Source organism: Arthrobacter sp. ZGTC212 (assembly GCF_002929255.1).
GTDB lineage: Bacteria > Actinomycetota > Actinomycetes > Actinomycetales > Micrococcaceae > Arthrobacter_B > Arthrobacter_B sunyaminii.
In genome coordinates this window covers 333,052-356,029 of record NZ_PJIJ01000003.1, presented here as the reverse complement: position 1 = coordinate 356,029, position 22,978 = coordinate 333,052, and the positions used below count along the sequence as shown (strand labels likewise).

Annotated in this window: 22 protein-coding genes, 1 tRNA gene and 1 pseudogene; 8 read left to right on the top strand and 16 right to left on the bottom strand. The window is 65.1% G+C overall.

The features are described 5' to 3' along the window. Positions 1–51: 51 nt before the first annotated feature. Positions 52–813, bottom strand: coding sequence for an isoprenyl transferase (locus tag CXQ89_RS13930; RefSeq protein WP_104055519.1), 762 nt, complete (start codon positions 811–813; stop codon positions 52–54). Positions 814–1,047: 234 nt separating this feature from the next. Between CXQ89_RS13930 and CXQ89_RS13925 the strand changes: the two genes are divergently transcribed. Then, positions 1,048–1,791 carry a hemolysin III family protein gene (locus CXQ89_RS13925; protein WP_104161676.1) on the top strand — a complete coding sequence of 248 codons (744 nt, stop codon included), beginning with the start codon at positions 1,048–1,050 and terminating at the stop codon, positions 1,789–1,791. Between the two features lie 16 nt (positions 1,792–1,807). On the opposite strand, the gene CXQ89_RS13920 is transcribed toward CXQ89_RS13925, so the two are convergent. From CXQ89_RS13920 to mca, 3 genes are read right to left on the bottom strand one after another with little or no spacing between them, the layout of a single operon-like run. Then, on the bottom strand, positions 1,808–3,973 hold the full coding sequence (locus CXQ89_RS13920; RefSeq protein WP_104161675.1) for a thioredoxin domain-containing protein: 2,166 nt from the start codon (positions 3,971–3,973) through the stop codon (positions 1,808–1,810). Between the two features lie 9 nt (positions 3,974–3,982). After that, on the bottom strand, positions 3,983–4,333 hold the full coding sequence (locus tag CXQ89_RS13915) for a hypothetical protein (protein WP_104055177.1): 351 nt from the start codon (positions 4,331–4,333) through the stop codon (positions 3,983–3,985). Positions 4,334–4,381: 48 nt separating this feature from the next. Continuing rightward, positions 4,382–5,299 (bottom strand): mycothiol conjugate amidase Mca, encoded by a 918-nt coding sequence (gene mca, locus CXQ89_RS13910; RefSeq protein WP_104161674.1) that lies wholly within the window; start codon positions 5,297–5,299, stop codon positions 4,382–4,384. Positions 5,300–5,359: 60 nt separating this feature from the next. Between mca and CXQ89_RS13905 the strand changes: the two genes are divergently transcribed. Together CXQ89_RS13905 and greA are read left to right on the top strand one after the other, a co-directional pair. After that, the gene (locus tag CXQ89_RS13905) at positions 5,360–5,818 is read left to right on the top strand and encodes a DUF4307 domain-containing protein (RefSeq protein ID WP_237688667.1); all 459 of its coding nucleotides are present in this window, start codon (positions 5,360–5,362) and stop codon (positions 5,816–5,818) included. A gap of 283 nt (positions 5,819–6,101) precedes the next feature. Continuing rightward, a complete protein-coding gene (gene greA, locus CXQ89_RS13900; protein ID WP_104055175.1) occupies positions 6,102–6,593 on the top strand; it encodes a transcription elongation factor GreA in 492 nt (163 codons plus the stop codon). Positions 6,594–6,619: 26 nt separating this feature from the next. Here the strand turns inward: greA and CXQ89_RS13895 are convergent, their stop codons facing one another. From CXQ89_RS13895 to CXQ89_RS18920, 7 genes are all read right to left on the bottom strand, one after another. Then, positions 6,620–7,222 carry a rhomboid family intramembrane serine protease gene (locus tag CXQ89_RS13895; protein WP_104055174.1) on the bottom strand — a complete coding sequence of 201 codons (603 nt, stop codon included), beginning with the start codon at positions 7,220–7,222 and terminating at the stop codon, positions 6,620–6,622. Positions 7,223–7,225: 3 nt separating this feature from the next. Further along, entirely contained in the window at positions 7,226–8,467 is a 1,242-nt protein-coding gene (gene ilvA, locus CXQ89_RS13890) for a threonine ammonia-lyase (RefSeq protein WP_104055173.1), read from the bottom strand. Continuing rightward, positions 8,464–9,693, bottom strand: coding sequence for an AI-2E family transporter (locus CXQ89_RS13885; protein WP_104055172.1), 1,230 nt, complete (start codon positions 9,691–9,693; stop codon positions 8,464–8,466). Before CXQ89_RS13885 ends, ilvA begins: the two co-directional genes overlap by 4 nt. A 53-nt stretch (positions 9,694–9,746) precedes the next feature. Further along, positions 9,747–10,700, bottom strand: coding sequence for an aldose 1-epimerase family protein (locus tag CXQ89_RS13880; RefSeq protein ID WP_104161673.1), 954 nt, complete (start codon positions 10,698–10,700; stop codon positions 9,747–9,749). A 20-nt stretch (positions 10,701–10,720) separates the two neighbouring features. Then, the gene (locus CXQ89_RS13875; RefSeq protein ID WP_181032354.1) at positions 10,721–11,344 is read right to left on the bottom strand and encodes an ANTAR domain-containing protein; all 624 of its coding nucleotides are present in this window, start codon (positions 11,342–11,344) and stop codon (positions 10,721–10,723) included. A gap of 203 nt (positions 11,345–11,547) precedes the next feature. Beyond that, on the bottom strand, positions 11,548–12,393 hold the full coding sequence (locus CXQ89_RS13870; RefSeq protein WP_104161671.1) for a Bax inhibitor-1/YccA family protein: 846 nt from the start codon (positions 12,391–12,393) through the stop codon (positions 11,548–11,550). Positions 12,394–12,658: 265 nt separating this feature from the next. Continuing rightward, positions 12,659–12,847, bottom strand: coding sequence for a hypothetical protein (locus CXQ89_RS18920; RefSeq protein ID WP_237688729.1), 189 nt, complete (start codon positions 12,845–12,847; stop codon positions 12,659–12,661). Between CXQ89_RS18920 and CXQ89_RS13865 the strand changes: the two genes are divergently transcribed. The 4 genes from CXQ89_RS13865 to CXQ89_RS13850 all read left to right on the top strand — a co-directional run bounded on the left by CXQ89_RS13865 (position 12,768) and on the right by CXQ89_RS13850 (position 16,900). Next, the gene (locus CXQ89_RS13865; RefSeq protein WP_237688706.1) at positions 12,768–14,075 is read left to right on the top strand and encodes a branched-chain amino acid ABC transporter permease; all 1,308 of its coding nucleotides are present in this window, start codon (positions 12,768–12,770) and stop codon (positions 14,073–14,075) included. The genes CXQ89_RS18920 and CXQ89_RS13865 overlap by 80 nt on opposite strands. Before the next feature lie 13 nt (positions 14,076–14,088). Next, positions 14,089–15,069 carry a branched-chain amino acid ABC transporter permease gene (locus CXQ89_RS13860; protein WP_104055167.1) on the top strand — a complete coding sequence of 327 codons (981 nt, stop codon included), beginning with the start codon at positions 14,089–14,091 and terminating at the stop codon, positions 15,067–15,069. A gap of 140 nt (positions 15,070–15,209) precedes the next feature. Next, positions 15,210–16,157, top strand: a complete 948-nt coding sequence (locus tag CXQ89_RS13855) for an ABC transporter ATP-binding protein (RefSeq protein ID WP_104055514.1) — start codon at positions 15,210–15,212, stop codon at positions 16,155–16,157. Beyond that, positions 16,154–16,900 (top strand): ABC transporter ATP-binding protein, encoded by a 747-nt coding sequence (locus tag CXQ89_RS13850; RefSeq protein WP_104161670.1) that lies wholly within the window; start codon positions 16,154–16,156, stop codon positions 16,898–16,900. The genes CXQ89_RS13855 and CXQ89_RS13850 overlap by 4 nt, the downstream gene beginning before the upstream one ends. 106 nt (positions 16,901–17,006) lie before the next feature. Here the strand turns inward: CXQ89_RS13850 and CXQ89_RS13845 are convergent, their stop codons facing one another. Next, the gene (locus tag CXQ89_RS13845) at positions 17,007–18,407 is read right to left on the bottom strand and encodes an ABC transporter substrate-binding protein (RefSeq protein ID WP_104055165.1); all 1,401 of its coding nucleotides are present in this window, start codon (positions 18,405–18,407) and stop codon (positions 17,007–17,009) included. Between the two features lie 327 nt (positions 18,408–18,734). Here CXQ89_RS13845 and CXQ89_RS13840 point away from each other — a divergent pair, with 327 nt between their 5' ends. Beyond that, positions 18,735–19,007: a DUF1059 domain-containing protein gene (locus CXQ89_RS13840; protein ID WP_146067260.1), complete on the top strand. Its 273-nt coding sequence runs from the start codon at positions 18,735–18,737 to the stop codon at positions 19,005–19,007. Between the two features lie 9 nt (positions 19,008–19,016). Here CXQ89_RS13840 and CXQ89_RS13835 read toward each other — a convergent pair. The 4 genes and pseudogenes from CXQ89_RS13835 to CXQ89_RS18915 form a co-directional block, all read right to left on the bottom strand. After that, positions 19,017–19,089, bottom strand: a tRNA-Leu gene (locus CXQ89_RS13835). A 115-nt stretch (positions 19,090–19,204) separates the two neighbouring features. Continuing rightward, positions 19,205–20,593, bottom strand: coding sequence for an NAD(P)/FAD-dependent oxidoreductase (locus tag CXQ89_RS13830; RefSeq protein WP_104161668.1), 1,389 nt, complete (start codon positions 20,591–20,593; stop codon positions 19,205–19,207). 31 nt (positions 20,594–20,624) lie between these two features. After that, positions 20,625–22,043 carry a S8 family serine peptidase gene (locus CXQ89_RS13825; RefSeq protein ID WP_374952987.1) on the bottom strand — a complete coding sequence of 473 codons (1,419 nt, stop codon included), beginning with the start codon at positions 22,041–22,043 and terminating at the stop codon, positions 20,625–20,627. Then, a pseudogene (locus CXQ89_RS18915) lies at positions 22,040–22,906 on the bottom strand (exopolyphosphatase); the annotation flags it as partial. The gene CXQ89_RS13825 and the pseudogene CXQ89_RS18915, both read right to left, overlap by 4 nt. Between the last annotated feature and the right edge of the window lie 72 nt (positions 22,907–22,978).

Here is a 22,978-nt window from a genome sequence, read left to right as displayed (position 1 = left end):
TCTGCCGTTCACACGGCGGCGGTCCGGAGGTCCGCAACCGGGAAAGGGTCCTTAAGAACCGAAGCGGCGCTGCCGGTTGGCGTAGTCACGCAGGGCACGCAGGAAATCCACCCGGCGGAAGTCCGGCCACAGTGCTTCACAAAAATAGAACTCGCTGTACGCGCTTTGCCACATCAGGAACCCGGAGAGCCGCTGCTCGCCCGAGGTGCGGATGACCAGTTCCGGGTCCGGCTGGCCGCGTGTGTAGAGATACTCCGAAATCTGCGTATCGCACAGTTCCCCGGTGATCTCCTCGATCGACTTACCGTGGGCGGCGGCGTCATGCAGCAGTTCTTTGACCGCGTCCACAATCTCCCGGCGGCCGCCGTAACCAATAGCGACATTGACGTGCAGCCCGTCGGCACCGCTCGTGCTGGCGCCCAGTGCGTTGAGCTTTTCGGCGAGGTTGGCGGGCAGAATGTCCAGGGCTCCGACGGCGTTGACCCGCAGGTCGCCCTTCTCCCCCAGCCGGTCCAGGGTGTTGCCAATGATGTCCAGGAGCGGATCGAGTTCATCCGGGTTCCGGTTCAGGTTATCGGTGGAGAGCATATACAGCGTCACCCGGCGCACACCGAGTTCCTGGCACCAGCCCAGGAACTCCAGGATCTTGTCCGCGCCGGCCTGATGGCCGTCCGCCGTGGGGGCACCTGCCAGTTTCGCCCAGCGCCGGTTGCCGTCCACCATGACGCCAATATGCTCGGGAATGCGGTCCGGGCTGAGACTTCGGCGCAGCTTGCGTTCATAGAAGGCATACACAACGCCCGGGAACCTCATGCGGAGCTGCACCTGCCTGTCCTGTCCTGCGGGAAGAAAAACGTCTCCGCGGATGTGGGAGGCGCACTAAAAAGTGTATTCCTAAAAAACCGCGAACAGTTTCGGCGGCTCGTCCGGACCGGCAGATTCCCCGCTCCCACCGGTCCGGCGAGCGGTCCGCGCTCCTCCCGGGAGGTGCCCGATGAACCTCCCGCCAACCCGTAACCTACCGGATCGTAGGCTAGGATTTTCTCCATGACATCTTCATCGTCGTCCGCTCCGCCGGAGCACAATCCCAGCTCGCGAAAGGCTCCCGGTCCGGTTGAATCCGCCGTGGAACGAGCCGCGGACATCTTGGAGATCAAACCAAAGCTCCGGGGCTGGCTTCATGCCGGAGCCACACCATTTGTCCTGGCCGCCGGCATCATCCTGATCTGCCTGGCACCCACCAACGGAACCCGGATCGCCTCCGCGGTGTACGCGCTGACCGGGGTGCTGCTGTTTGGCGTTTCCGCCGTGTACCACCGCGGCAACTGGTCGCCCAGGGTCAAAATCATTCTCAAGCGGCTGGACCACACCAACATCATGCTGGTCATCGCCGGGTCCTACACGCCCCTTGCCTGGTCCCTGCTCCCGCCGGAAAAGGCCAAGGTCCTGCTGTGGTTCATCTGGTGCGGAGCTTTGGCGGGGGTATTGTTCCGGCTGCTCTGGCTGCACGCGCCGCGCTGGGTTTACACCCCGGCCTACATTGTCCTGGGTCTGGCGGCACTGATCTACATTCCGGATTTCTTCAGGATCAATCCCGCAGCAGCCGTACTGGTGCTGGTGGGCGGGGCCATGTACATTGCCGGCGCCGTCATTTACGCCCTGAAGAAACCCAACCCCTCACTGGACTGGTTCGGTTTCCACGAAATTTTCCATGCCTTCACACTGGTGGGGTTCGCGTGCCACTACGCCGCCATTCTGATGGCAGTGCTCTCAGTCGGCGCTTCGGGCTGATCCGCCTAGTCCCCGGTTATTCCCCCGTGATCAGTGCCTGCAGTTCGGCGGCTGAGCTGACCGGCCGGCGGCAGACCATCCCCCGGCACAGGTAAGCCACCGCAGGCGCGCCGCCCGGGTCCCGTCCCTCAAGCAGCGGCACCCGGGTTTCAAACACAGCACCCGCAGACCCGGGCGCCGCAATCCGTGAGGCGATCACCAGACCCTGCCCGCCGGCGTCGCGCGCTGCCCGCAGCAGTTCCGCAACGGCCGCAGCATCCGTACCGGCGACCGCCAGTTCCCGGGGACCGTCCAGCAGGAACTGCAGCACCGACATGGCCCAGCCGGCTGCCTGCGGCGCCTGGGCACCCACCACTTCAACGTGCTTCAGGAGCGACTGCGCGAGCGCCCGGTGACGCAGCGATCCCGAATACGCGGAGTACGTGAGCAGGACCCCCGCGAAGAGCGCAGCACCGCTGGGCGTGGGTCCGTCCAGCGGATCGGCGGCGGCCTGCGTTCCCTGGGCATTGACCAGCTCGTTGGGCCGGACCGCGGTGTCCTGCAGCCCGCCCGCCGTGAGGAAACGGTTTTCCGCGGCCAGCACCAGGGACTCCGCCTCGGTGTACCAGTGCTCATCACCGGTGGCGGCGTAGAGCGTGAACAGCCCCTCGGCCACTCCGGCGTAGTCCTCCAGCAGCCCCTCAATGCCCTGTGCGCGCCCGTCGTGGGAGACCCTCCGCAGCGTGGGGCCGGTTCGGTGCACGCGCAGCAGGTAGGACGCAGCGTCCCCGGCGGCACGGAGGATACGCCCGGCTTCCCCGGCCTCCCCTGCATCAGAAAGGACGACGGCGGCGGAGGCCAGCGCTGCAACGGCCAGCCCGTTCCACCCGGCCACCACTTTGTCATCGCGTTCCGGCTGCGGACGGAGGTTCCGCGCGGCCGCCAGGGACGGCCGGTGCCGAAGCCACAGCTCCTCGTCGGCAGCGCTCAGCACCCGGCCGAAATGCAGGGTGCTGCCGGTGCCGCCATGGGCTGCCATGTTCCCGGATTCCAGGTCCAGCAGGCCCAACACGGCGTCCGCATGCTCCGGATCCAGGACCTCCCTCATCTGCTCCGGCGTCCATACGTAGGTGCCGCCCTCTACACGGTGTCCCTGGATAAGGGTGTCCGCGTCCAGGGAGGAAGCAAAGCCGCCTTCCTCCACACGCAGCCGGCGGATCATCCAGTCAGCAGTTTCGCGTGTCACCCGCAGTGCCAGCCGGCGGTCCCCGGCACCGAGGGCTGTCCGGGCCCACTGCGCATACAGCGAAAGAAGCTGCACATTGTCGTAGAGCATTTTTTCGAAGTGCGGCACCGCCCAGCGGCGATCCACCGTGTAGCGGGCGAATCCGCCCTCCAGCTGGTCATACAGTGCGCTCCGGGCCATCGCTCCCAGAGTCCGGTCCGCGAGTGCACCGGCTTCGGCTGCCGTGGAGCCTCCGGCAGCGGCGTGAGCCAGCAGGAAGCGCAAAACGGTGGAGGGCGGAAATTTGGGCGCTCCGCCAAAGCCGCCGAACTGCCGGTCCTCAAGACCTGCCAGCGTCTCTACGGCGGCGGACAGAACGTGCTGCGCCGCCGTCGCGTCCGCTGCAGCGTCTCCTGGGTCCAGATCCGTGTCCAGGCCGGTATCCAGGACCGGGCCGAGCAGCCGCCGGTTCCCCTGCTGGGCCGAGGCCAGGTGTGCCGCCAGCTGGGCAGCGCTTTCCCGGACCTCGCCGGGACGGTCCTTCCACGCGGAGGCTACGGCTTCCAGGACGTCCCGGAAGGACGGCATTCCCTGGACGGGCCGGGGCGGGAAGTAGGTTCCGGCATAAAAGGTCCGGCCGTCGGGAAGGGTGAAGACGCTCATGGGCCATCCGCCCTGGCCGGTCATGGCCTGGGTGGCTGCCATGTAGACGGCGTCCACATCGGGGCGCTCCTCGCGGTCCACCTTGATGGAAACGAAGTTCTCATTCAGGTAGGCGGCGGTAACGGGATCCTCGAAGGATTCATGTGCCATCACATGGCACCAGTGGCAGGCGGCGTACCCCACCGAGATGAAGACAGGCACGTTCCGGCGCCGTGCCTCGGAAAAGGCTTCGTCCCCGAACGGCCACCAATCCACGGGGTTGCCGGCATGCTGGCGCAAATAGGCCGAAGCCTCTCCCTGCAGTCTGCCGGCCATGGGTTGCTCCTAGCCGCGCTTGTAGTAACCCGGGGTGGTGTCTGACCCGTCGGCTGCGGTGGTTGAAGCGGACACTCCGCCGGATTCGGCGGCCTTGCCGGCCTCGGCAGCCTTCACATCTTCGGTGCTGGGAATGAAAACGTCGGTGCCAACACCGGTAAGGGCCTGCTCGCGGTAGCGGACCCGGCGGATGCGCTTCACCATGTCACGGATGAGGAACACCACTGCCAGCACCAGGAAGAGGGTCGCCAGGAAGCCGAGCAGGCCGGGGGTAACATCGGCAATGCTCAGTCCGGTTTTCAGCTCGCCGTCCTCGGGGCCGGGGGGAACGGTCAGGGGCAGGCTGTACAGGAAGTTCACGGTGATTCTCTCTCTTGGCAGCGGACGGCTGTGCGCCGTCCCTGCCCTCTATCGTAGGCCAGCGAACAGATCCGTTTCAGGAAGTTTGGTGTCCACTCTGGACATGATCAGCGAATAATCTTCCCAGGGCCAGATCTTGCGCTGGGTTTCGGCGTCAACGGCGAAGAAGAATCCGTTGGGGTCCACCTGGGTGCGGTGGCTCTTAAGTGCCCGGTCCCGGGTTTCAAAATAGTCTCCGCACGGGATCTGCGTGGTGGTCGGGTGGGTTGGGGCCGGCAGCCGGTGGCCCTCGGCGTCGGCTTCCTGCCAGGCGGCAATGCGCTCGGCGTAGGGAGAGTCCACGCCTGCTTCCACGAGGGCATTATGCAGAGCGGTGAACCGCTCCGGATTGAAGGCGCGGTCGTAGTACAGCTTCAGCGGCTCCCAGGGCGAGCCCGTGCCCGGGTACCGCTTCGGATCCCCGGCAGCGTTGAAGGCCTCCACGGCCACCTTGTGCGCCATGATGTGGTCCGGGTGCGGGTAGCCGCCGTTCTCGTCGTAGCTGATGATGACGTGCGGGCGGAACTCCCGCACCAGCTTGACCAGGGGTGCCGCGGCCCGCTCGAGCGGCTCCAGCGCGAAGCATCCAAAGGGCAGGTCAGGCAGCGGATCCCCTTCCGGAAGGCCGGAGTCCATGAATCCCAGCCAGCGGTGCTGCACGTTCAGCTCACGCTGCGCATTGGCCATTTCGGTTCGGCGAAGACCGGCCAGGTCCCGCTTCGCTGCAGCGTTGTCCTCGAGTGCGGGATTCAGCACACTGCCGCGCTCACCGCCGGTGCAGGTGGCGACCATAACGTCCACGCCCCGGGCGGCGTAGAAAGCCATCATGGCCGCGCCTTTGCTGGCTTCGTCGTCGGGATGAGCATGCACGGCCAGCAGCCGCAGCGGTTCCTGGCGGCTGGAATTATCAAGCGGGGCGGTCGGCACGAAGCAGCTCCTGAGAAGGTTGGCGAAAATCGGACGGGCAAACTCGGATAAAATGAAGCAGTGAGCACTGAGGAAGGTCCTGTTAAGCAGCCCGCCCCCGAGCAGACCCCGGATGATTTTCCGTCCGCATCAAGATTAGCCAATCGTTACGGCGCACCCAAGCCGGGCTGGTCCCGGCGGGCCAAGACCATTGCCGGCAGCGCTGCCGTCCTGCTGGCCTGCGGAGCGGCCGCTCTCATGGCGATGCCTTCCCCGCGCGGCGAAGTGAGTTTCAAGGATGTGGGCTTCAGCATTGCCGATGCCACACATGCCAGCGTGGACTTCCAAGTCACCAAAGATCCTGAAGACAGCGCGTCCTGCGCCGTTCAGGTCCTCAGCTCGAGCTACGCCGTGGTGGGGTGGAAGCAGGTCACCATCGGCCCGTCTGAGGAAGCAACCACCGGGCACCGGCTGGACATCCGTACCGATTCCCTGGGCGTTACCGGCGGAGTGAACGCCTGCTGGCTCCTTGACGACTAGCGCTGAAAACACGCTCTAGGCTTAACTTCACGGGCGTGTTCTTCCGGTTCAGCGGCGCGGCCGGGGTGCAGGATTGGCCCGTTCCGTCAAATCCGGCGGGTTCTTGGGTAATTCGCTTTGGCTGACTAGTATGGAGCCTACGTTATGCCCCGCCAGGTGATCATCCCAGTGAACGGTCACCGCCCGGCGGGGTCTTTGCTTGTCAGGCCGTTCCGGCCCCGAAGCAATTTCAGCCTGCCGAACCAGATTCAGTGGTTTGGTCGTCACTTAAAAGGAGAGACCCGTGTCTACCAACAGCGCACCTGCCGCTTGGCTCACTCAGGAGTCTTATGACCGCCTGAAGGCGGAATTGGATCACCTGTCCGGCCCCGGCCGCACGGAAATCGTTGCCCGCATTGAGCAGGCACGTTCCGAGGGCGATTTGAAGGAAAACGGCGGGTACCACGCAGCTAAGGAAGAGCAGGGCAAGGCTGAGGCCCGCATCCGCCAGCTGACGCAGCTCCTGGAAACCGCCCACGTGGGCGAAGCTCCGGCAGATGACGGCGTCGTTGAACCCGGCATGCTGGTGGAAGCCAAGGTTGCCGGCGACGTGGAGACCTTCCTGCTGGGAAGCCGTGAAATCGCCGGCGACTCGGACATCGACGTGTACAGCGAAAAGTCTCCTCTGGGCGCCGCAATCCAGGGCATGAAGGCAGGAGACAGCGTCACTTACAAGGCACCGAACGGCAAGGAGATCTCGGTGGAGATCATCTCGGCCAAGCCTTACGCCGGCTAGTTTTCCGCACTGCCTGATTTTGTGCGCTAGAGCGGGTCTTCCCAACGGGAGGGCCCGCTTTTGCTTGTGCGCCTGTTCTGCCGGTTGCGGCTCAGCAGCACCGCGGCCAGCACACCGCCGGCGGCACCGAAGAGGTGCGCCTGCCAGGACACGCCGATGTTCACCGGCAGTACGCCCCACAGCAGTGACCCGTAGATGAGGAAAAGCACTCCGGCCAGCAGCAGCTGCAGGATGTCCCGGTTGTAGATTCCGCGGACCATCAGGTACGCAAACAATCCGAAGACAACCCCTGATATCCCCACGGTCAGCCCGCCGCCGAAGAGCCAGACACCGAGTCCGGACGCCAGCCAGGACGAGGCGATCACCACGGCATACCGCCGCACCCCTTCCAGCAACGTCAGGAAGGAAAAGACCACCAGCGGCAGGGTGTTTCCGAGCAGGTGGTTGATGCCGGCGTGCAGCAGCGGGCCAAACAGGATCCCGTCCAGCCCTTCGAGCCGCCGGGGCAGAACTCCGAACTCCCGCAGGGATGACGGGCCTATGAGCAGGGCAACGAAATAGCACGCCCAAATGAGTGCGGCCAGGCCGAGGGATATGTACAGGGCCGTCCTGGCCCGCTTGGCGAGCATCGCCTACCCGTGCAGCACTATGGGTTGGAAGCCGGAGGCGCGGAGGTTGTTCAACACCAGTTCGCAGTGCTCGTGCCCCTTGGTTTCCATGTTGATGGTGATGGCCACATCCCCCATGCTGATGGAGCCGCCCACCCGGGTGTGGTCGACGCCGGTGACGTTGGCATCGGATTCGGCGATGATCCGGGAAATGGTGGCCAGCGAACCGGGACGGTCATCGAGCAGGATCCGCACCACCAGGTACCGGCCAGCGGCGGCCAGACCGCGCTGGATCACTTTGAGCATCAGCATCGGGTCAATGTTGCCGCCGGAGAGAATCACCGCGGTGTTCCCCGGGTTTTCAATCTTGCCGTCCATGAGCGCAGCCACGCCCACAGCTCCGGCCGGTTCCACCACCATCTTGGCGCGTTCCAGCAGGAAAATCAGTGCCCGTGCCAGCGAGTCCTCGCTGACGGTCACCACGTCATCCACCAGTTCCCTGATGATGGAGAAGGGCAGCTGGCCCGGGCGCCCGACGGCGATGCCGTCGGCGATCGTGGACACCTTGGTCAGCGGGACGAGGGCATCGGCGGCAAGTGAGGGCGGATAAGCAGCAGCGTTCTCGGCCTGGACACCGATGATGCGCACCTCCCGGCCCAGTTCCTTTGCCCTCGCCTTGATGGCCACCGCGACGCCGGCCAGCAGCCCGCCGCCGCCCACACCCATCAAGACGGTGTCCAGGTCAGGGATCTGGTCGAGCAGCTCCAGACCGATGGTCCCCTGCCCGGCCACTACGTCCACGTTGTCGAACGGGTGCACAAACACGGCACCGGTCTCGTCCGAATACCGCTTGGCTTCCGCCAGCGCTTCATCCACGTTGTGGCCGTGCAGCACTACCTCGGCGCCGTGGCTCTGCGTGGCTGCCAGCTTCGGCAGTGCCACGCCCAGCGGCATGAAGATCCGGGCTTTGATGCCCAGCCGCGCAGCCGCAACCGCCACGCCCTGCGCGTGGTTTCCGGCGGAGGCCGCCACCACGCCCCGGTCCCGGTCGGACGGTGAAAGCTTGGCCATCCGGACATAGGCCCCGCGGACCTTGAATGACCCGGCCCGCTGCAGGTTTTCACACTTGAAGTAGACATTGGAACCGGTTTGGCGGCCCAGTGCCCGGGAAACCTCAATGGGGGTACGGGCAACCACACCGTCCAGCAGTTTGGCGGCCGCCTCGATGTCGTCCAGTGTCACGGGCAGGTCGGACAGATCGGTCACGGTTGTTTCTCTTCTTCTGCGTTGTCATCCAACGCCTCAATGGATTCATTTGTCCTCGGCACCGGTCCGCCCGCAGCTCCAAAGACGGGGTCTGCGTCCAGCGCCGGGTCCTGTTCCCATCCCCGGGAGGCGATGTAACGCACCACGGTATTCAGGATGGCCAGCAGCGGTACGGAGAACAGGGCTCCGGGGATTCCGGCGGCCAGGGTGCCGCCGGTGACGGCAAGGATTACGGCCAGGGGATGCAGGGCGACGGCGCGGCCCATGATCAGCGGTTGCAGGATGTGGGACTCGAGCTGCTGGACGAGCAGCACAATGCCCAGCATGATCAGCGCATTGACCCAGCCGTTGGCGACGAGGGCAAGCAGCACAGCTACGAATCCGGTGACGAAGGCGCCCAGCAGCGGCACGAAGGAGCCCAGGAACACCAGGACCGAAAGCGGCAGCGCCAGCGGCACTCCGATGATGGCGGCGCCGGCTCCAATTCCGACGGCGTCAATGAACGCTACGAGCAGCTGCACCCGGACGTAGTTGACCATGGATTCCCAGCCGTGGAGTCCGGCTCCGTAACCAGCCGGGCGGGCGCGCCGCGGCAGGAGCCCTGTCACGAAGCGCCAGATGCGCCGGCCGTCCAGCAGGAAGAAGACCAGGGCGAAAAGTGTCAGCAGCACGCCCGCGGCGAAGTGCCCGGCTCCGGTACCCACCGACAACGCCCCGGAAACGATGTTTGCAGAGTTCGACTGGATCGCGTTGGTGGCTCCGCCCAGCAGGGAATCCATCTGGGTTGTGGTGATCTTCAGCGGCCCGTCTGCCAGCCATTCCTGAACCTGGTCCACGCCGGCAAGGGTCTCATCCCAGAGGTCACGGAACCCCAGCGCCAGCTGCCGGCCCACCAGAGTCAGGGCGGCCACGATCAAGCCCAGGAAGGTGACAATGGTGACGGCCACGGCCAGACCGCCGGGCACCTTGTTGCGCCGCAGCCACTCGGTCACCGGAGAGAGCAGGCCGGCCAGCAGTCCGGCGATCATCAGGGGAATGAGCAGCAGGGAGAAATCACGCAGGACCCAGATGAGCCCGGCCGCGACAATCAGCACCACACCCAGGCGCCAGGCCCAGGCTGCGCTGACGCGCAGAGCATACGGGACGTCGTCGTTGCCCCGGCTGGAGCGGACAGCCGCAGCCTGCACCGCTTTGGGCGCGGCAATGCTGCGTGCGTGAGGTCTCATGGGGTCATCTTTCCACACTCGATGGCTGTTGTTCCCACCTTTACGTCCGCCTCTCAGCCGTCCAGGCCAGGCCGGATCCCCCACTCTGCTGCGAAGGAGTTTCCCGGGTCCAGCCAGCGCAGTCCCTCACCGGAATTCAGGGCATTGGCCGGAGCAGTCATGGGTTCCAGGGCAACGGCCCGGCTCCGTCCGGGAAGCTGGTCTGTGAGGAAAACATGGACGTAACCAAACTCGGGAGCGCTCCACAGCGTGACGCTTCTGCCGTCCGGTGCGGCCAGGCGGTGCCGGTGCTGTCCTTCCGCCAGCTCCAGTCCGGTGAAGGCGCTGTCCAGCGCCTGGTCTCCGATCCGGCGGCCGGCCCGAAAGTCATAGTCCCCGGCAACCGGCTCCCGCCCTACGGGGATCAGACGCTCGTCAGCCGTTATCCGGGTTTCCGCGGCCACGGTAAGCGTCAGGTCTTCCACCGGTACCGAACCGATCCGCAGGAACGGATGCGCGCCGAGGGCAAACGGCGCCCGGTCCTCCCCCACGTTGGTGAGGCTTTGGCGCACCCGCAAGCCGGCGTCGTCGTCCAGGCTGTAAGTGACCTGGTGGATGAGGTGGAACGGATAGCCGTGCTGGGGGAAGATTTCGGCCTGCAGGGTCAGGCTGTCCTGCCCTGCCGTGTCGCCGGCGGGCCGGTAGCCGGTGTTGCGAAGGAGCCCGTGGCTGGCGTTCCCCCGGGAAGGTTCGGTGATATCCAGCTGCTGGACCTTGCCGTCCAGGGTCCATTGGCCGCCGGCCACGCGGTTTGGCCAGGGTGCCAGCAGGATGCCGCAGGCCGACGGCGGCAGCGAGGTGTCCGGGTAGGTCTCGACGTACCCGGTGCCGGCCACGCTGTAGCTGCGCAGCCCTCCCGCAAGCGCCGCAATTCGGGCTTCGGCCCGGCCGCCGGGAGTCTGGCGTGTGATCTGGTACTGGGTGCCGGTGGCAGGACTTGGAACTGCGCCCGAGGCTGGGAAGCTCATCGTTCCAGCGTACCAACCGCTTACTCTTCGAAGTGGGTGCTCACCCGGTCTGAAACCACCGCGACGACACCGGCCGCGATGTCCCGGACCTTGACGTTGCGGCTGTTGGACACGCTGCGCAGAATGTCCACGGCGCTCTGCTGGCTGCAGTTGTTCTGGGCCATGATGATGCCGGCGGCGAGATCCACCACCGTCCTGGACTCCAGCGCCGCCTGCAGGTTCTCCGCGCGGTGTGTCTGGGCGTCCAGGCGCAGAGCCAGCGCCACTGCGGTTGCCGCCTCCGCGGCGGCACGCTCGACTGCCTGCACGGCCTCCGGCCCGAAAGCCCCCGGATGCTCCGAATACACGGTGAGCACCGCTCCCCCGGCCCCGGCGAGGGGAACCGGCAATCCTGTCGTTAGGACGCCGGACGCGGGATCTGCAGCGGACTGTCCATGGGCCGAAACTCCGGGACCGCTGCCCGCGTGGACCGTCTGCCGCCGGGGCCGCACAACGGTGATGGCGGCGTCGGACACGTCCCATTCCGCCAGATGGCCGGCAAGGTCACAGGCCAGCGCGGTCAGGAAACCGTCGAGTGCAGGATGCTCCAGCAGCAGTTCCTGAAGACGCACCGGAGACAGTTCGGTTGTGGCGGGCTCTGGCACGGCGGCCCCTCCCCTCAGCACCTGGATCTCGAGACGTGCCAGAGCCTACGGTCCCGGGAGAGTGGTGCACAGGGTGATGGCCGACTTTTCTCCGGGAACGGCGGATTCACTACTCCCGGGCTTAAACGGCAGAGGCCGGCAGGTCAATGCCTGCCGGCCTCTGTCGTCTACCCGCATACCTCCGGACCAGCCGGAGAGCAGCGTTAGTCGTCGCCGCGGAGAATGGCGAGGATACGGATGATTTCCACGTACAGCCAGACCAGCGTGACGGTCAGGCCAAACGCTGCGGTCCAGGAATAACGCACCGGAGCGCCGGCCTGCACACCCTGCTCGATGGAGGTGAAGTCCATGATGAGGGAGAACGCGGCCAGGCCAACGGCGAACAGGCCGATGATGATGCCCAGCGGGATGCCGGCGATAGTGAAACCGCGCACGCCCCACGGGTCATCCACGGCACCGAAGATCATCAGGCCAACGTTGACCAGAGAGAACACTGCGTAGCCGATCATGGCGATCATGAAGAAGCGCATGGCCTTGGGGGTGGCGCGGACCTTGCCGCTCTTGAACAGCACCAGGGTCACGGCGAAGACGGAGAGCGTACCGAGGACGGCCTGCAGGCCGATGCCCGGGAACATGTTGTCCAGCACCAGGGTCAGGCCACCAAGGAACAGACCCTCAAGCGCTGCATACGCCAGGATCAGCGCCGGAGCGGGTTCCCGCTTGAAGGAGTTCACCAGACCCAGGACGAAGCCGCCCAGGGCGCCCACGATCATGAGCGGTGCAGCCGCACCGGGGAGCACCAGCATCGGAATGGCAGCGCCCACCAGCACCACGGCCAGGCAGGCGAGAGTCTTCATGATCACGTCGTCGTAGGTCATCCGGCCCGTCTGGGCGGGACCTGCGGAGGGAGCGGTGTAGAGCTCCTGCAACTGCTGCGGTGTCATCTGTCCATGGGGCTGGGTGGCCAGGGAACCCTGGTTCATCCTGCCGCCGCGAACCTGGGAATTGAAATTCTTTCCGTTAAAAACCGGATTACCGCCAAGTGCCATGAAATGTCCTCCATCTGGGGGGCTGTTTACCTAGAGCCTACCAATGTCAACGGGTGCGGGGCACTGAAGATTCCCCGCGGCAGGTGAGCCGGGATAACAGTTCCGCATACCCGGCCACTTCCGAAGCCCCGGCACTGGCGTTCCACGGCTTCACGATAAGTCGTTACCCGATCGCGACATTCGAGCCGGGCCAAACGTCACTGCCTGAAACATTTCGTGGGTAGCATGTTCCCCAGTCCGTGACAGACGTCACAAACAGATCCGCCTAAGTGCCGATTTCCTCGGTGCGCACGGCCTTGGCGTGGAGGTTTTCGAATTTGCTAAGAACATCGGCGCTGACCAGGTATCTGGGGATGCTGGCGGCGGTGGCGGCGATGTTCGCCGCCCTGCTGTTCTCCGCTCCTGCCGTCCACGCAACAACAGCCACCCCGGCGCCGTCGCCGTCGGAGAGCACATCCGCAACTGCTGAAGGCCAAGATCCTGATGCTCCAACGGACGGTTCTGAATACAGCGACCGAATCAGCGGAGTGCTCCGCAACGCGGGCGTTCCCCTCGAGGGAGTAAAGATCACCGCCACCGGCAACGGCTATGAAGGCGAAACACTGACCGCAGCGAACGGTTCCTGGTCCATCGGCGTTCCCGAACAGGGTGCGTTTGAAGTGGAACTGGACGAATCAACGCTTCCGGAGGATGTGGCGCTGGCGGAGAACCAGCAGAACCCGCGCACCGTCACCTTTGCCGGCACCTCCAACATCACCACGCTGTTTCTGCTCGGCGAGGGCATTGTCCTGCAGCAGGACAGCTTCCTTTCCACTCTGACTGAGCGTGCCGTGGCCGGTTTGAGCTTCGGAATGCTGCTGGCGCTGAGCGCAGTGGGTCTCTCCCTGATCTTCGGCACCACCGGCCTGACCAACTTTTCGCACGGCGAGATGGTCACCCTGGGCGCAGTCCTGGCCTTCGGGTTCTCAGCTCTGGGCCTTTCCGCCTGGTTGGCACTGCCGCTCGCCGTCCTTGGCGGGGCGGCGTTCGGGTATCTGCAGGACGGGGTGCTGTGGAAACCGCTGCGGCGGCGCGGCACCGGCCTGGTGCCGATGATGATCGTCAGCATTGGTTTGGCGGTGGCCGTCCGCTACACCGTCCTCTTCTTCTTCGGCGGTGCCATGCAGCAGCTGCCCGGAGCGCAGAGCCCCACCCTCGAACTCGGGCCCGTATCCATACCCCGGAACACCCTGATTTCCCTGTTTGTCTCGCTCGCGGTCATCCTGGTCATCGCCGTTCTCCTGCTGCGCACCCGGATCGGCAAGGCCACCCGGGCGGTCGCGGACAACCCGTCCCTGGCCGCGGCCTCCGGCATCGATGTGGACCGCGTGATCCGTCTGGTCTGGGTAACCGGCGGCGCCCTGGCAGCCATGGGCGGCATCCTGTGGGCCTATTACCGGCCCGGAGTTTCCTTCAACATGGGTCAGCAGATTTTGCTGCTGATTTTTGCCGGCGTGACGCTCGGCGGACTCGGCACGGTCTTCGGAGCGTTGATCGGCTCCATCATTGTTGGGCTCTTCGTGGAGATCTCCACTATCTGGCTGGACGCGGACCTCAAATATGTGGGTGCCCTGGTCATCATGATTCTTGTCCTCCTCGTCCGGCCGCAGGGAATCCTCGGCCGCCGCGAGCGCATAGGTTAGGGGCTTAGCAGCGATGGACTTTGCAAATATCTTTCTGGGGGCTCTCAACGAGATCATCAGCCCCACGACGGCCGCCTACGCACTGGCAGCCCTCGGCCTCGCGGTGCATTTCGGCTACACGGGGCTGCTGAACTTCGGGCAGGCCGGCTTCATGGCCGTCGGGGCCTACGGTTTCGCCGTTCCCATCCTCTCTTTCAACGCCCCGCTGCCGGTTGCGGTGCTGATCGCGCTGGCGGCATCCGCCGTCTTTGCCGTCATCCTGGGCATACCCACCCTGCGCCTGCGGGCCGATTATCTGGCCATCGTGACGATCGCCGCCGCGGAAATCATCCGTTACATCGTCACCACCAACAGCATGACGGCAGTCACCGGGTCAGCCAACGGACTGTCCGCCTTCACCGGAGACTTCTATGCGCTGAACCCCATTCCCCCGGGAAGCTACAACCTGGGACCGTTCGGCATGAATGAACGCGATGTGTGGGTTCGCATCGTCGCCTGGACCCTGGTCATCATTGCCTGCCTGCTGGTGTGGATGCTGATCCGCAGCCCGTGGGGCCGGGTGGTGAAAGGCATCCGCGAGGATGAGAACGCCGTCCGGGCCCTGGGCAAGAACGTCTATGCCTACAAGATGCAGGCCCTGATCCTCGGCGGCCTGCTGGGCTCCATCGCTGGCATCGTCTTCACCCTCCCCCGCGATGCGGTACAACCGGCAAACTACGGCACCGAGCTGACCTTCTACCTCTATACCGCTCTGTTGCTGGGCGGCATGTCCACAGTGCTGGGCCCCGTGATCGGCGCCATGCTCTTCTGGGTCCTGCTGTCGCTGACCCAGGGTCTCCTCTACGGAGCCATTGAAGCCGGCTACATCACGTTCATTGACACTTCCCAGGCAGGGCAGGTTCGCTACATCCTTGTGGGTGTGGCACTGATGCTGCTGATGATCTTCAGGCCCCAGGGCATCCTGGGCAATAAGAAGGAGCTGGCGTTCGCATGAGTTCCCAGGCAAACGAACCGCAGCGCGCAGGGCGTCCCCGCGGCGCGCACGCTGCTGAACCGGCAGAGGTTTCCCGCGTCGGGGTCAGTGATGCCGGCGCCCCTGAGGTGCCAGCAGACCCGCTGGCGGACAACGAGTACATGGCGGACAGCCGTCCCATCGCCGAGGGCGCCGTGGAACCGGGGTGCCGCAAGCGCGATCCCATCCTGGTGGCACGCAACGTCACGCGGACCTACGGCGGAATCAATGCCGTGGACGTGGCGCATGTGGAGATTCCGCGGCACAAGATCACCGCCCTGATCGGTCCCAATGGTGCGGGAAAGACGACGCTGTTCAACCTGCTCACCGGGTTCGATACTCCGCAGTCCGGCGACTGGCAGTTCGAGGGCCGGGACCTGGCCGGAGTCTCCGCCTATAAGGTGGCACGGCTGGGGATGGTCCGCACCTTCCAGCTGACCAAGGTCATGGGCAAGCTCACCGTTATTGAGAACATGCGCCTGGGCGCCGCATCCCAGCCGGGCGAGTCGCTCTGGCGGGCGTTCCTGCCGCCGTTGTGGCGCGGCCGTGAACGGGAGATCACCCAGCAGGCCGATGTCCTGCTGGCCAAGTTCAAGCTGGACGCCAAGCGCAGCGACTATGCCGCCTCCCTCTCCGGCGGCCAGCGGAAACTGCTGGAAATGGCCCGGGCCCTGATGGTCAAACCAAAACTGGTCATGCTGGACGAGCCCATGGCCGGCGTGAACCCCGCGCTCACGCAGTCTCTGCTGGACCACATCAAGAACCTCAAGGCCGAGGGCATGACCGTTCTCTTCGTGGAACATGACATGCATATGGTGCGCCATATTGCCGACTGGGTCATCGTCATGGCTGAAGGAAAAGTGGTTGCCGAGGGTCCGCCGGATGTGGTCATGAAGGACCAGGCCGTTATCGACGCTTATCTGGGGGCACACCATGACGTGGACCTGGGTGATTCCGAGGGCTTTGAAAAGCTGGAAGCCGAACTGGAGCATGACCCCGAATCTTCAGTGGGAACCGAGCCTGACGGCGTTGTCGGCAGGCGTATTGATGAACGGAAGGGACAGGCATGAGCGCCGATGAATTCGACGGCGATTCCGTCGTCAAGGTAACCGATCTGGTGGCCGGCTACATCCCGGGCGTGAATATCCTGAACGGATGCAGCATCGAGGCCCGCCGCGGCGAGCTGATCGGCATCATCGGGCCCAACGGTGCCGGCAAGTCAACCCTGCTCAAGGCCATGTTCGGCCTGGTCAAGGTGCACTCGGGAACGGTTGTGGTCCGCGGTCAGGACATCACCGGGCTGAAGGCCAACAAGCTGGTCAGCCGGGGCGTGGGCTTCGTGCCGCAGAACAACAACGTCTTCCCGTCCCTGACCATTGAAGAGAATCTGCAGATGGGCCTGTACCAGGCACCGAAACGCTTCGCAGAGCGGTTTGATTTTGTCTCGACGCTGTTCCCGGAACTGCGTCAGCGGCGGGCGCAGCGCGCGGGCTCGCTCTCCGGCGGTGAACGCCAGATGGTGGCCATGGGCCGGGCGCTGATGATGGAGCCGGCCGTGCTGCTGCTGGATGAACCCTCCGCGGGTTTGTCCCCCGTCAAGCAGGACGAAGCGTTTTTGCGGGTTCATGAAATCAACCGCGCCGGCGTTTCGGTGATCATGGTGGAACAGAACGCACGCCGGTGCCTGCAGATCTGCGACCGCGCCTACGTCCTGGACCAGGGCAAGGACGCCTACACGGGGACCGGCCGGGAGCTCATGAAGGATCCCAAGGTCATCCAGCTTTACCTCGGAACCCTCGCCGACACCGCCTGAGCTCGGCGCCACCCCGCCGCCTCCCCGGCGCTTCCCCCGCCAAACAAAAGCAACCCCCGCCGGTACCGACCGGCGGGGGTTGCTTTGTGCGGTGCTGAAGAGGTTCTTAGAGCTTGCCCTCTTCTGAACGGCTCGGCACCGGCTTGTTGTCGGCGTCGAACTGGTAGATACCGATGAACGCTTCGGTCGGGTCACCATTCTCATCGAAGGTCACCGGTCCGGAGTAGCCGTCGTAGTCGATGTCGCCGCCGCCCCGCAGGATGGTGACGCAACCGGCGTAGTCGAAGCACTTCTCGCCTTCGGCGGAGACGCCCTGCAGCTCGGCTGCAATGGCAGCGCCGTCGGTGCTGCCCGCAGCTTCTGCGGCCAGTGCCGTCATGGTGACGGCGTCGTAGCTCTCGCCGGCGTAGGACCAGTCCTTCAGGCTCGGATCAATCGCCAGCAGGGATTCCTTGAAGTTGTCCGAGGCGAACGGCCCCGGAATGGTTCCCTGGGCGCCTTCGAGGGTTCCCGCATCGAGGTCATCGCTGAAGTCCGAGGTGTTGCCGTCCACGAAAAACAGCTGCGTGGGGTCAACGCCCTTGGCCGTCAGGAGGGGAACGATGCTCGTTGCCTGCTGGAAGCTGATGACCACGATGGCGTCCGGATCAGAGGCAGCGACGGCGTCAACCTGGCTGCTGAACTGAGAGTCACCTTCGTTGAACATCTCTTCGGCGATGATCTGGCCACCCGCGGACTCCACCGAGCTGCGGATGTTGCTGGCCAGCCCGGTGCCGTACGCATCATTGAGGACAATCATGCCCACCGTCTGCGCACCGCAGCTCATGATGTAGTTGCCGAGGGTGCGCCCCTGCAGGACGTCCGAGGGCGCGGTGCGCCAGTACAGGCCGTTGTCATCCCAGGTCGTGAAATCAGGGGACGTATTGGCCGGCGAGAACTGAATGACGCCGGCGCCGGTGATCTGGCCGATGACGGTCTTGGACACCCCGGAGGACGCAGCACCGATGATCGCGCTGACGCCCTGGCTGAGCAGGTTGGTCACGGACTGGGTCGCAATGTCGGTCTGGGTGTCGCCGGAGTCGCGGTGAATGATTTCCACCGGCTTGCCGAGGACGCCTCCTGCCGCATTGATCTCCTCGACGGCAAGGTTGGTGCCCGCTATCTCGGGCGGACCGAGGAACGCAAGCTCACCGGTGGTGGGCAGCAGGGTGCCGATTTTCAGCGGGACGTCGGTGGTGCCGGTGCTGGCCGGAACCGCGGTGGGATCGCCCTTCTCCCCCGGATCCGTGCCCTTGCCGCCTTCGTTTTCCGGGCAGGTCACGGCTCCTGCCGCCGCGGCGTCAGCGGAAGAGGACGACGGCGCTGCCGATTCATTCGACTCGGTCCCCGAGTCTCCCCCGCTGCAGCCGGAAGCGAACAGCGCAAAACCGAGCCCCAGCGCCGCGATCTTGGCCGCCCGGCTGTAACCTTCCAGGCCGGGGCGGCCCGTGGTGCGTAGTGCAGTCATAGATAATCTCCCAGATCGAAAGGCGGAGGCCTTTGATGCCCTTGTCAGGTGTTCCTGATCTAGGAGAAAAGCTAGTTGAATAATGAGTCAAAAATAAGAGTTTAGGGTTACGTCCTTGTAACACTCGTCACAGGGAGCGCTCCAACCACTTGCTTCACGGGGGTCACCCGGCTAGAACGTGACCCCGCTGCGCAGCATGACGTTGGCGAAGGCAGGACCGCCACCACCAGGATCCCGGTTTTTTCATGGAACGAATCAGCCGCGTTCCCGGTGTTCACGGTGATGACCGGAACCCATCCCTACACCGGGCGGCTCCGAATAACCTGCATGATCGAGCAGCGCGGCAGCAGCCACAGGGATCCCCCGCTCCGGGAATGGTCCGGCACCTACGGCGGGTTCTACCTGCTTCCCGACGATGCGTGGGGCGTCTCGGTGGCAGAGGACGGCTCCCCGCACGCGCGGTGCTGTTCCTGCAGCTGGGAATATGACGTGGACACGGAGGAAGAGGCAGTCCGCAAGATCACGGCACACCTGCGGGTGGCACATCCGGACGAGACGGGGGTGGTGGATCCGGGCGGCCGCACGGGGCCGACGTCGTAGGCCCTGCAGTACCCCAGGTCGGACTCGAACCGACAACACGCAGATTTTAAGTCTGTTGCCTCTGCCATTGGGCTACTGGGGCTGAAGCAAAAGCTTCTGCTCAAGCCTACTGGATGGACGCTGCACCCCGGAAACAACGACGGCGGCCCCTCCGCCAAGGAGGAACCGCCGTCGTACGCGTTGCTGGAGGCTCAGGCCTACTTGCCGGCCATTTCCTTCTTCTTCGGCGGCGTAGCGGCAGCCTTGAAGGTGGAACGCGGGTTCTTCAGATTGCGCAGATCGGTGAGGTCGCGGCGGAACGCTACATTCAGCACCCAACCGGAGATGACGCGGAACTTGCGCTCGAACATGGGCATGGCCATGCCGTGGTAGCCGCGGTGTGCCAGCCAGGCCGGGAAGCCCTTCATGCCGAAGCCCATGATGTTGGCGACGCCCTTGTACTGGCCCAGGCCTGCAACGGCGCCGAGGCTCTTGTGGTTGTACTCTTCGATGCTGCCCTCGCCGTAGCGTGCGGCCACGATGTTCTTGGCAAGCAGCTTGGCCTGACGCACCGCGTGCTGGGCGTTCGGAACGCAGAAGCCGCCCACGCCGCCGCCGGAGAGGTCCGGAACAGCGGAGACGTCGCCGGCAGCCCAGGCACCTTCAAGGGGGCCGTCGTCGCCGGTGATGCGCAGTTCAGCGTTGGCACGGACGCGGCCGCGCTCGTCGATCGGGAAGTCGGTGGCGCGGACCATCGGGTTGGCCTGCACGCCGGCGGTCCAGATCAGGGTGTCGGTACCGAATTCACCGGCCGGGGACTTGTCCGCCATGTTGATGAGCTTCAGGACGCCGTCCTCGGCGGAGGCCAGCGAGGTGTTCAGCAGCACCTCGATGCCGCGCTCGCGCATGCTGGAGACAACCCACTCAGCCTGGTCGGGCTTGACCTCGGGCATGACGCGGCCCATGGCTTCGATCAGCACAAAGCGGAGGTCTTCACGCTTCAGCCGGTCATTGAGCCGTGCGGCGTCGCGGGCCATGTCCTCAAGTTCGGTGAGGGTTTCGATGCCGGCAAAGCCGCCGCCGACGACGACGAACGTCAGGGCGCGCTCGCGCTCCGGTCCGGCGGGCATCAGGGAAGCGGTTTCGATCCGCTCCAGCACATGGTTGCGGGTGGCGACGGCTTCTTCAATGCTCTTCATGCCGATGCCGGCCTCGGCGAGGCCCGGAATCGGGAAGGTGCGGGTGATCGAGCCTGCGGCCAGGACAACGTCCTGGTAGGGAAGCTCGAACGGCTCTCCGCCGTCAGCCGGCTCAACCATGGCCGTGCGGGCGGCGTGGTTGATGGAAATAACCTTGCCGGTGATCAGTTCGGTGTTCTTCAGGTGCATGCGGTGGGATACAACAGCGTCGCGGGCCTCAATGGTGCCAGCTGCAACCTCGGGGAGGAACGGCTGGTACGTCATGTACGGCAGCGGGTCCACAACGGTGACGATGCCACCCTCAGCCTTGACCTTATTCTGGAGGTTCTTGGCTACATAGAGACCTACGTAGCCACCGCCTACCACCAGGACGCGCGGACGGTCTGAAAACTGTGTTGTAGATGCCATATCCTCATGGTACCCGAGTTTGTGAAAACCTTCACGAGAGTTTGGAAGACTCCAGCTCCCCGGTGTCCATGTCCTCCGAAGCGGGGCATTCCGCCTCCCGGCGACGTGCCCGGACAACGGCCACCGTGCCCGCCGCCGCCACGGCCAGCGTTAGTCCAGCGAAGCCCAGGACAAGGGTTCCGGGCAGTAAATCGGTCTTCGTTCCGGGCGCCAGAGCTTCCGGCACGGTGGGTTCGGGCAGGTTCGGTGCCGTCGGTTCCACGGCAACCGGAGCGTCCACTGCCGGAGCCGTGGAAGCGTCCCGGCGATGAATGCGGATCCAGTCAGCGATGTTGCCCAGCGGGTTGGCGGTGACGGACGGAACATCGGAGGTCAGCGCCGCCCCTGCATCCAGGATGCCGTAGCCGTACAGGGTGTCCTGTCCCGGGGCCCCGGCGTCACGTGCTGTGCTGATGATGCGGTTGATGACCTCTGCCGCACTCAGTTCGGGGTACGCGGAACGGATCAGCGCCGCGGTGCCCGCCACGAGAGGCGCCGCACCGGAGGTTCCGCTCCAGCCCGCATACCGGGCAGGACCGCCCGGCAGGCCGCCCACCAGGTTCTCCGCCGGAGCCGCAACCCCGATGCTGATCCCCTCGGAGGACGAATCCCAGCTTGCCTCACCGTTGCGGTCCACCCCGGCCACTGTCAGCACACCGGGGATGGTGGCGGGAGCGCCCACCTGGACTATGCCCACACCGCGGTTGCCGGCGGCGACAACCACCACCACGTCCTGCTGCTCGGCGTAGAGGAAGGCGTCGTCCCAGCTTTCCGGCCAGGAGGTGGAGCTGCTGCCCAGGGACATGTTGATGACTTTTGCGCCGTTGTCCACGGACCACCGGATGGCGGCCGGAATCTGGTCCTCAATAGGAATTCCGGCCGGATTGTCCGGTCCGATCCAGGCCGATACCGCCAGCAGCTCAGCCTTGGGCGCCACGCCGATGATGCCTTCGGAGTTCTTCTTCTCCTTGGCGGGCGCCGGCTCCTTCTTCTCGTCCTTGTCCCCGTCCTTCTTCGGTGCGGAGGTTGCCGGCGGCTCGTCGGGAGCATGGCCCCGTCCGGCCAGCAGTGTTGCCACCAGCGTCCCGTGCGAGGGATTGTCGCCCAGCCCGCTGCTTCCTGACGGATCTCCGGCACCGGAAACGTCGGTTCCCCCGGTAACTGCACCAATAAGGTCCGGGTGGGTGGGATCAATTCCGGTGTCGATGACCGCCACCTTCACGCCCTCGCCCTGGCTCACGGCCCAGGCGTCGTCGAAGCCATAGTCCGCCAGCCAGTACTGTTTGTCCCGCCATTCGTCAGCAGAGGCCGGGGCAGCCGGAACGAGGGTCAGCGCCAGCAGCGCCGCCACCAGGATTCCACCCCGCCCCTTCCGCTGCCGCAGTCCCAAAACCGCCGACGCTGTGGTCACCGCGCGGCGCTCAGGGCTATGCCGTCAAGGATGTCGTGCTCGCTGGTGATCGCCGAGGAGACCTTTCCGTCCGTCAGTTCCGACACGCGGTCCACAATGGTCTGCCAGATCAGTGCACCGGCACCGATCACGTCCACCCGGCCCGGGTGCATGTACGGCAGCGCCGCCCGTGCTTCCCGGTCCATGTGCAGCAGCTCCCGGGCAGCCTGGTCGATGCGGGAAATGTCCAGTTCGGTGCCGTGAATCGCCTCGGCGGAGTATTCCGGCAGGCGGAGGGCGTGCGCTGTCACCGTGGTGATGGTGCCGGCAACACCCACCAGCCGGTCGGCCTCGGCCAGCGGAACAGTGGAGAGCACCTGGGCAATCATGTCCAGGACGTCTCCGCGCGCCAGCGCAATCTGGGCGTCGGTGGGCGGATTGGAGGTGAGATGGCGTTCGGTGAACCGCACGCATCCCATGTCGGTGCTCTTAGCCGCCAGCACACGGTCCGAGGTGCCGAGGACAAATTCGGTGCTGCCGCCGCCGAGGTCCACCACCAGCGTTTTGGCACCATTGCCGGCGCCCAGGACACTGGTGGCCCCGGCGAAGGAAAGTGCGGCCTCTTCGTCTCCGCTGATGACCTCGGGCTCCACACCCAGCCGTTCGCGGATTCCCGCCACGAATTCCTCGCGGTTCTCTGCGTCGCGGCTGGCGGAGGTGGCCACGAACCTGACCCGTTCGGCACCGTGCTCGCGGATGAGGGCAGCGTATTCATCCGCTGCCTCGAAGGTGCGCTGCAGTGCATCAGGCGCCAGCCGTCCGGTGGCGTCCACGCCCTGTCCCAGGCGGTTGACCCGCATCAGGCGGACGACGTCGGTCAGCTTGGTTGCGCCTTCGTCCTGAGTCACGTCGGCGATCAGCAGGCGGATGGAGTTTGTTCCGCAGTCAACGGCGGC

Excerpts from the sequence above, each read along its gene's own strand:
- CXQ89_RS13930 (WP_104055519.1), bottom strand. The coding sequence starts at position 813 with ATGAGGTTCCCGGGCGTTGTGTATGCCTTCTATGAACGCAAGCTGCGC.
- CXQ89_RS13925 (WP_104161676.1), top strand. The coding sequence starts at position 1,048 with ATGACATCTTCATCGTCGTCCGCTCCGCCGGAGCACAATCCCAGCTCG.
- CXQ89_RS13920 (WP_104161675.1), bottom strand. The coding sequence starts at position 3,973 with ATGGCCGGCAGACTGCAGGGAGAGGCTTCGGCCTATTTGCGCCAGCAT.
- CXQ89_RS13895 (WP_104055174.1), bottom strand. The coding sequence starts at position 7,222 with ATGCTCGCCAAGCGGGCCAGGACGGCCCTGTACATATCCCTCGGCCTG.
- CXQ89_RS13885 (WP_104055172.1), bottom strand. The coding sequence starts at position 9,693 with ATGAGACCTCACGCACGCAGCATTGCCGCGCCCAAAGCGGTGCAGGCT.
- CXQ89_RS13880 (WP_104161673.1), bottom strand. The coding sequence starts at position 10,700 with ATGAGCTTCCCAGCCTCGGGCGCAGTTCCAAGTCCTGCCACCGGCACC.
- CXQ89_RS13870 (WP_104161671.1), bottom strand. The coding sequence starts at position 12,393 with ATGGCACTTGGCGGTAATCCGGTTTTTAACGGAAAGAATTTCAATTCC.
- CXQ89_RS13865 (WP_237688706.1), top strand. The coding sequence starts at position 12,768 with ATGTTCGCCGCCCTGCTGTTCTCCGCTCCTGCCGTCCACGCAACAACA.
- CXQ89_RS13860 (WP_104055167.1), top strand. The coding sequence starts at position 14,089 with ATGGACTTTGCAAATATCTTTCTGGGGGCTCTCAACGAGATCATCAGC.
- CXQ89_RS13855 (WP_104055514.1), top strand. The coding sequence starts at position 15,210 with ATGGCGGACAGCCGTCCCATCGCCGAGGGCGCCGTGGAACCGGGGTGC.
- CXQ89_RS13850 (WP_104161670.1), top strand. The coding sequence starts at position 16,154 with ATGAGCGCCGATGAATTCGACGGCGATTCCGTCGTCAAGGTAACCGAT.
- CXQ89_RS13845 (WP_104055165.1), bottom strand. The coding sequence starts at position 18,407 with ATGACTGCACTACGCACCACGGGCCGCCCCGGCCTGGAAGGTTACAGC.
- CXQ89_RS13840 (WP_146067260.1), top strand. The coding sequence starts at position 18,735 with ATGATCGAGCAGCGCGGCAGCAGCCACAGGGATCCCCCGCTCCGGGAA.
- CXQ89_RS13830 (WP_104161668.1), bottom strand. The coding sequence starts at position 20,593 with ATGGCATCTACAACACAGTTTTCAGACCGTCCGCGCGTCCTGGTGGTA.